The 1045-nt window shown below is 38.4% G+C and carries 2 pseudogenes; one reads left to right on the forward strand and one right to left on the reverse strand.

Annotated elements, in window-relative coordinates:
* Positions 1-261 precede the first annotated feature (261 nt).
* Positions 262-678: pseudogene (locus Q3O60_RS17585) on the reverse strand (ATP-binding protein); the annotation flags it as partial.
* 49 nt (positions 679-727) lie between these two features.
* Between Q3O60_RS17585 and Q3O60_RS17590 the strand changes: the two are divergent.
* Positions 728-1018: pseudogene (locus tag Q3O60_RS17590) on the forward strand (excinuclease ABC subunit A); the annotation flags it as partial.
* Positions 1019-1045: the final 27 nt, after the last annotated feature.

Consider the following 1045-nt stretch of genomic DNA (forward strand, 5'->3'; position numbering starts at 1 on the left):
GTTAAATACACTGTTGCCGACTAAAAAGAAAAAGCCAGCAAAAATGCTGGCCTTTTAATCATATATTAGTATGAATCTTTATTACTCTCTCACATTAATGTGGGATGACATTAAAGCTTGAAACTTTTCTCTCGTGTATGCCTAAATGCTACATGTCAATAGACATAAAAATATAACAATAAAGCTTAAAACTAATCTGACAAGAATCTCAATAAAAATAAAAAATAAAACAATAAAGATCGAAACTAATTAATTGCTTTCCTATACTTCCGGTTTCCAACTTTTAGAAAAGCCAGCGCTTTTCGAAGTTGGCGCATTTGCAGGACGTTTCATTTTCACAGTCATAGGAAATGGGAAATCGACTCCTAACAACAACGCTTCTCCTTGACCCAAGACAGGGAGAAAAGATGCTGAACGTTGATCAATAGCGCCAACAGCCTTTTTTACAATTTCTTGGTCCAGCTGATTGGTCAACCTATGCACAATAAGTGTACCAATCTGACTTAAAACATCTTCAGGAATGTCACGTGGTCGCTGAGTAGCAATGATGGTATTTAAACCATACTTTCTACCTTCTTTAGCAATATTCCCAAAGGCATCCAACTCAAACCTGTTCGTTTCTTCACCAATTCGCTTATTGAGAAATTGATGAGCTTCATCAATAAATACTAATAGAGGTGCACCCGTTGTAAAAGGACGCAGCGCAATACAATAGGATAAACAGTTTATGGCCATAACGAGAAAAGACTTAACAAGCACTGGAAACAAAGCTAAAAAAGTTGATAGTGATCCAGAAAACTGTATTCAAGTGCGCGGTGCGCGAGTTCACAATTTAAAAAACATCGATGTCGACTTACCTCGCAACGCACTGGTGGTTTTTACTGGTATCTCTGGCTCTGGAAAGTCTTCTCTTGCCTTTGGTACTTTGTTTGCAGAATCACAACGTCGCTAATTAGATTCAGTGTCGCCTTATGCGCGTAGATTAATCGACCAAGTAGACGAGCCAGATGTTGATGCTGCAATTAAATTGGCTGGTTGACGCAGG

It is taken from the genome of Alkalimonas collagenimarina (assembly GCF_030717845.1).
GTDB classification, from domain to species: Bacteria; Pseudomonadota; Gammaproteobacteria; order Enterobacterales; family Alteromonadaceae; genus Alkalimonas; species Alkalimonas collagenimarina.